The sequence below is a fragment of the Vibrio crassostreae genome (assembly GCF_041439375.1).
Lineage (GTDB): Bacteria > Pseudomonadota > Gammaproteobacteria > Enterobacterales > Vibrionaceae > Vibrio > Vibrio crassostreae_D.
This window is the reverse complement of the sequence record NZ_JBGONY010000106.1, coordinates 1-7,343: the sequence shown is the minus strand read 5'-3', so window position 1 is coordinate 7,343 and position 7,343 is coordinate 1. Positions and strand designations below refer to the sequence as shown.

Genomic DNA, 7,343 nt, shown 5'->3' with positions numbered 1-7,343 from the left:
CTGGTCGTCACCTTAGTGACCCATGTAGCTCAGATACAGACAATGATGGCATCGATGATGCGTATGAGTACGCAAAGGGTTGGGGCATTCAACACTTCGATATTACTGCATTGAATGAGCAAGGCCTTAATCGCTGGAGCGAGTACGCTCAGGCGCAGACAACCTTGGCGCAAGAGAAAGGTGAGTCAGTGGTGACTGGTGAACACCTTTTGGATGTGATGAATAAGAAGGCGTTTGGTTACACAGGGCTTGTACCTTCGGGTGAGCACTCCATGACCTTAATGTACTGGGTGAACTTCAATACGCTGGGTAGCAATTATCAATTCTCGGGTGTGCATGATGAGAATAATCATCGTCTTTATGTGGGGCTAAATGGTAGCCAGCCGATAGCTGGACTTGGTGACAGTCCAATAACGGGTAAAAATGACATCAAGGTCGATAAATGGGTGCATTTGGCTGCGGTATTTGACAAAGATGCATCTCAGAGTGTGTTGTTCCTCAATGGTCAAGAAGTCAAACGAGAAAATTCCGCAACATTTAAAGGAGCCAGTTTGCGTAGTTTGTTGTTTGGTGCGGTGCATAGGTCAAAAGGTGCTTCAGATTTTCAGGATGCGAAGTTGGATGACATTCAGGTATGGTCTCGAGCACTGGATGGCAGTGATGTGCAAAGTTATATGCTGACGCCGCCTCAGCCGGGTGAGGCAGAGCTGTTGGCGTATTACGACTTCAGTCGTTACCGCGGGTTGTGGGTAGAGAACGTGGCGACGGGCGAGTTTGATATGAAGCTGTCTGAGCCTGATTTGTTGTCAACACAAGAGGCGAAGTCTGATAGTGACGGTGATGGTCTAACTGACCGCCAAGAGTTGGCGTTATGTACAGATATCAATAACGCTGACAGTGACGGTGATGGTTTGTTAGATGGCATTGAAATGGGAGCAGAGACTGGTCGTCACCTTAGCGACCCATGTAACTCAGATACCGACGGTGATGGTATCGATGATGCGTATGAGTACGCAAAGGGTTGGGACATTCAACACATCGATATTACTGCATTGAATGAGCAAGGCCTTAATCGCTGGAGCGAGTACGCTCAGGCGCAGACAACCTTGGCGCAAGAGAAAGGTGAGTCAGTGGTGACTGGTGAACACCTTTTGGATGTGATGAATAAGAAGGCGTTTGGTTACACAGGGCTTGTACCTTCGGGTGAGCACTCCATGACCTTAATGTACTGGGTGAACTTCAATACGCTGGGTAGCAATTATCAATTCTCGGGTGTGCATGATGAGAATAATCATCGTCTTTATGTGGGGCTAAATGGTAGCCAGCCGATAGCTGGACTTGGTGACAGTCCAATAACGGGTAAAAATGACATCAAGGTCGATAAATGGGTGCATTTGGCTGCGGTATTTGACAAAGATGCATCTCAGAGTGTGTTGTTCCTCAATGGTCAAGAAGTCAAACGAGAAAATTCCGCAACATTTAAAGGAGCCAGTTTGCGTAGTTTGTTGTTTGGTGCGGTGCATAGGTCAAAAGGTGCTTCAGATTTTCAGGATGCGAAGTTGGATGACATTCAGGTATGGTCTCGAGCACTGGATGGCAGTGATGTGCAAAGTTATATGCTGACGCCGCCTCAGCCGGGTGAGGCAGAGCTGTTGGCGTATTACGACTTCAGTCGTTACCGCGGGTTGTGGGTAGAGAACGTGGCGACGGGCGAGTTTGATATGAAGTTATCAGAATTGAACATTATCAAAACAAAAACAAATGAATAGGATATTAGGAATGAGTAGTTACTACATCTGTGCGCTGGGGTTAGCGATTTCAGTCGGTCTAGTCGGCTGTGGAAGTGAGACTCAGACATTAGACACAAGGCTAGTTTCTCCTGCGTTAACAGAAATGGACTTATCTACGCCTCCAACGCATCAACAATTGAGTGAGGCTGGACAGCTGGGTGGCGTGTTATCTCCCACTTACCCTGTTGAGGATAAAGTCGACCCAAATTCCTTTCATCTCATGGATCTAATAAGTAACGATGATGAGCAAGAGCGTTTAGCTTTTGGACAAGCTATCCAGAATTGGAACAAACACCATTATGCGTCGGCATCGTCGGAGTTTGACGTTTTTAGGAAACAATATCCCAACAGTGCTTGGGCGTCGGAAGCAACCTTACATATGGCATGTAATGCGCGCTTTACGGGGCAATATTCAACAGCAAGTCAGTTGTTTAATGAAGTCATTCAAGCAAATCAAGATTCTGACTATTCCGGGGCTCAGAAAATGGTTGCCAAAGCGAAGAGTCGCTTGGCTGTACTGCGGTTAATGGAAAATAATCCCGAAGAAGCAAAAAGCTTGTTTGCTGATGTTGCGACGCAAGCGCCTGACTGGCGTTTAAGAACTTATGCCTCCATTTGGCTTCGAAAGTTATCTCTTCTTGAGCAAGATGCCGGTGGGCTATTAGATTGTGGAACACGTGCTCTCTCTTATTTACTCAGTCGTGAGGGTCATTTCAATGAGTCTGAAAAGGTGCTTGCTTATTTACCAGCTGATGAGACAAAAGGCTTCAGTATAGAAGAGTTGACGCAGTTAGCAATCCAATATGGATATCATGCACTCGCAGTTAAAGCCACTGTTGCTGAGTTAGCTGAGCTAACAGAGCCTGCTATCTTGCAAATTAGCCGAGCTACCACTGGTGGCAAAGGGCATTACTGGGTGCTTGAGAGAGTTGAAGCCGGGCAGTTTCATATTGTAGATCCGCAGATGAATCGACGCTTCCAATTCTCAGCAGAGCAGCTAGAGAAGGAGTGGCAAGGTAACGTTATCTTATTGTCCAAAATATCGACACCACAGGTGGGGACGTTACTGTCTCTTGAAGACGCAAAATCGACGCATGGGGGATGCTGTGGTATCCAGCGTCCTCCGAGTGAGGGAGGGAAACCTGGTTCAGAGCCTGATGATAACGCTCCTAATAAGGAAGGCAGTAACGCAGGCAAAAGCTGTCGTGGCAGAGGCGCGCCTACTTGGTCTGTCAACATGGTTAACCTCAACCTCTATATGACAGACACGCCATTATGGTATGACAACACTGTCGGTCCAGGTGTTGAGATAAAGCTGAGCTACAATACGCAAAGTGTCCTCGCACAAAATGAGCCCTTTGGACATCGATGGATGTTCAATTATGCGTCTTATTTAGTTGTTGACCCCGGTGGTGCCGTTACTATTTTTGAAACGGATGGTAGTGAAAGTGTATTTGTACAAAACAGCAAAGGAGAATACCAATCAGACCGCTATTCATCGACATCGTTAACTCATGATGAACACGGGAAATGGTCACTCACTTATGCGGATGGCTCACAACGAATCTATGGTGTACCTGAAGGCACGAAAGCGCTGCAAAACTTTTTGCTTGCGGAAGTAGATAACGCTGGTCATCAAGTGTCGTTTGGTTACGATGAAAATGCCAAGATGACGAATGTAACGGATGCATTGGGGCGTGTTACTCACTTGCATTACAACTTATTGGGTTTGATTGAAAGAGTCGATGACCCTTTCGGTCGTTATGCGTTATTTGAATATGATGAAGCTCGTAATTTAATCGCTTTGACCGATATGGAAGGTTATCGTGCGTCCCTCACCTATGGTGAAGACCACTTGATTACGTCGTTGACTGACGCTAAAGGCACAACACAGTTCAATATTGAGCCTGCTGACGGTATAAAAAACAACTTTAATGCCTACAACGCTCCGGGTACTGCGATGTGGGAAAACTACCGAATTACTGTAACCTTGCCGACTGGGGGGAAAGAGGAATATTATTTCGATGGCTACCACAAAAAGTCCTGGTATGTAGATGCTGATCATTATCAAGAATACGGCAGCTCAAAAAACAACTCGCACACTAAAACCCCGAAAACAGTTTATGAATTTGTGGTGCCAAACGGTCGTAGTGGTGAAATTTCAAAAATTACTTATCCAGATGGTGCAAGTGTTGCTTATAAATACTACAGCAACAACAAGCTTAAATCGGTAACAGATCCCTTTGGACAAAAGATCGAGTACTCGTGGACAAAAACTGGTCAACTCTCGCGAAAGGTTGATTCACTTGGTCAGTCAACGCAATTGACTTATGCGGACAATGGGCTCGATATAGTTCAAATCTCCAGTCCATTTGGTGATGAACGATTTACCTACGATGATAAGCACCGTGTTACCCAGTATTCCGATGTGGATAGGTTAAGTACGGGGTATGGTTATGACTCAAATGGTAACTTGATTTCGGCTACAGACGCGAATGGTGTCACAACTAAACTGGAGCGTGATGCAAAAGGGCGAGTTACGTCTATACGCGCTGGTTCGGAGATCATCAGTCGTTACGAATATGATGAGATAGGGCGAGTGATCTCAAACAAAGATGCTTCAGATTACGAAACGCATTTCCAATACAACAACATCAACACCTTAATTCAGACCCGAGATGCTGCGAATCGAACGACCCAGCGACAGTTTGGCAGTTGTCCTCGTGTCCTCGAAAAAGAAACATTACCAGGCGGTCGGGATTACCAATATCGATATGATGCCCAAAAGCAACTGACGGAAGTGATCAACCCAGCAAAAGGACGTATTAAAATTGGTCGCTCTAAAAGCGGTCAGATCACTTCATTGACGGATCAACATCAAAACCAAACATCTTTTGAATACACAAACTCAGGGATGCTAAGTAAGAAAACCTATCCCGATGGCGGTGTTTTAAAATACAAATACAATAAAGGTCGAATAAAGCAAGTAACGAATGCTAGGGGCATCACGAAAACCTTCCATTTTAATAAGAAACAACAACTCTATAAGATTGACTACAGTGACGAAACACCAAGCGTTGAATACATCTACAACGAGCTCGGTCTGCTTAGCGGAACTAAAGATGCTTTAGGGCACACCCAATACCGTTATGAAAATAATGGGCGTCTCTCTGAAATTGACGGCCCAAGAGAGAGTGATACAATACGGTTAACCTATAACCGTCTCGATTTACTTTCAGAGCTGTATGTTGGAAAGACATTAAATACGGCGTATCAATACGATGACTTAGGGCGTGTGATTGAAATTAATGCACTGGGACAACGCTTTTATCAGCAGTATGATTACTCACCGCTTGCGCTTTCTACAAGTTTGTCTTTGCCTAATAGCATAACGCGAGAGACGACGCTGGATGAGTTGGGTGACTTGAGTGCCATCACTTACAAGAGTAAAGATACCACGCTGGTTGACTATCAATACCGATTTGATGAAGCGGGACAATTAGCAGAGCAAACGGGAACGCCAGCTTGGGTATTACCTAAGCTGGCAGCCTCTGCACGATATAACACTCTCAATCAGATTACTGAGTGGAATGGGGAGCCCAACGCGTTTGTTTATGACAAAGACGGTAACCCTACCAAAGGTGTTTTAGCTGATGGCGTGCCTTTTGAAGCGAAGTACGATGCAGAAAACCGATTAACAACGCTGAACTTTACGCGTGATAACGTTCAATATCGTGAGCAATTTGCTTACGCGCATGACCATATGTTGGCCCAATACCAGTTGTACAAAGACAAAGCGCTGGTCGAGGAGAAGCAGTTTGTTCGTTATGGGTTAGTTGAGCTTCAACAACGTAATGCTCAAGGGGAGGTAGTTCAAGAATACGCTTGGGACAAGTCAGCGCCAGGTGGTATCGGTGGTTTACTGGTCGCGAAAACAAATAACGATGTCTATACCTATGTTTATAACCATCTAGGTCACGTTCAAAAAGTTTTAAACTCGTCTGGTCAAGTTGTTGAGAGCTACCAATACACCCCTTATGGGCAAGTCGAAGGAGGCAGTTTTAGTGATCAACCCTTTGGTTACTCTACGAAACGCAGTGACTTTGCGAGTGGGTTAGTTTATTTTGGCTATCGGTTCTATTCGCCATACCAGCGCCGCTGGCTTAACCGCGACCCACTACAAGAACAAGGTGGGATCAACCTCTATGCTTATGTGAATGGTGATCCGCTAGGGTATGTAGATCCGGATGGTAGAAACCCAGTTGCCGCTGCAATGGCTGCTGTTGCGGCACGAGCGCTCCTTAAAAAGCTCTTAAGGGATATCGCGAAGAAAACGAAAGATGCTGCTAAGAAACAGGCTAAGAGCAGTAAAAATAAGGCTAAGTCTCAGGGATGTGTTACAAACAGTGTAGATCTTAATCTGAAATACAAAAAAGGCTGGACTGCTGCACAGAAAGCGGCAGCAGATGCTAAGTGCCAAGCGTTATGTGACGCAAACACCGTTGTAACTCAATCACAAAGATCAGGAACATCTGCTGCATCACGTTATAAACGAGCAGGAAACTCGGTTCCAAGTGGACACGATGTTGATCATGTGCATGAATTACAGTTAGGTGGATCAGATACCTTAAGTAATATGTCTCCATTGGACTCAAGTGTTAATAGAAGCTTAGGTTCTCAAATCCATCACCAAATAAAGAACTTGCCCCTAGGTACAGTTATCGACAAAGTGAATATTAATTAAAAGAGAGTTTGAGATGTTTGAAAGTTTTTTATCGAAATTTAAGAAAGACGAATTAAAAGGTGGAGAACAAGCATCATCTTTTAATTTTCCAATTAATACGGTAGGCCTAGAAGAGTTTTTTTCTAGCTACTCTGGCAGCTCATTTAATCAAGGCTTATATAGGATTCATTCTTTTGAGAATATTAGTAAGTGGAATAAAATCGTAAGTGAAGCATTCCCAAGTTTTTCTCAGAGAATTTTCTGTTTTGGGTATGATTGGCTGGGTCGACAATTTGCACTTGATTTAGGTCGTTCAGAAGCTGGGGAGCCATTGGTTTTGATGTTTGAGCCTGGTACGGGGGAAGCATTGGAAATACCTGTTAACTTTGCTCAATTCCATGAAGATGAGCTTGTGAATTACACCAATGAAGCGCTTGCTGTAGAGTTTTTCAGTGAATGGTTGGCTACAGGCAATGAACCTCCTGCTTCCTCACAATGTGTTGGCTATAAAAAGCCGCTGTTTTTAGGTGGAGCAGATATAGTTGCAAATTTGGAATTAATTGATCTTGAGGTGTACTGGGGTATATCAGGGCAGTTACTTGAAAAAGTTCGTGGGTTGCCGCCTGGTACTCCAATTAGTAATATCACTATTAAATAACCTCCTCAAAGCCCGCACCAGCGGGCTTTTTAATGCGCTGCTTGTTGGATCACCGTATCTAGCATCTCCATCACAAACTGCTGCTTTGCTCTTGGCAATTGCCTTACCTGTTCGATTTGCTGTTGCAATTTCGACGCAGGCCCACGCTTATTACTTCCCTTAGCTGCTTCTG

Annotated in this window: 3 protein-coding genes; all 3 read left to right on the top strand. The window is 44.7% G+C overall.

Annotated features, from left to right (window positions below; all coding sequences use genetic code 11):
* Positions 1–1,769 (top strand): LamG domain-containing protein (locus tag ACED45_RS23450; protein ID WP_371715152.1); only part of this gene is annotated, 1,769 nt, incomplete at its 5' end.
* Between the two features lie 10 nt (positions 1,770–1,779).
* Entirely contained in the window at positions 1,780–6,534 is a 4,755-nt protein-coding gene (locus ACED45_RS23445) for an RHS repeat-associated core domain-containing protein (RefSeq protein WP_371715151.1), read from the top strand.
* A 13-nt stretch (positions 6,535–6,547) separates the two neighbouring features.
* Positions 6,548–7,171 carry a T6SS immunity protein Tdi1 domain-containing protein gene (locus ACED45_RS23440; RefSeq protein WP_371715150.1) on the top strand — a complete coding sequence of 208 codons (624 nt, stop codon included), beginning with the start codon at positions 6,548–6,550 and terminating at the stop codon, positions 7,169–7,171.
* Positions 7,172–7,343 lie beyond the last annotated feature (172 nt).

What these genes read in the sequence shown, in the direction of transcription:
- ACED45_RS23445 (WP_371715151.1), top strand. Translation starts at nt 1,780, where the DNA reads ATGAGTAGTTACTACATCTGTGCGCTGGGGTTAGCGATTTCAGTCGGT.
- ACED45_RS23440 (WP_371715150.1), top strand. Translation starts at nt 6,548, where the DNA reads ATGTTTGAAAGTTTTTTATCGAAATTTAAGAAAGACGAATTAAAAGGT.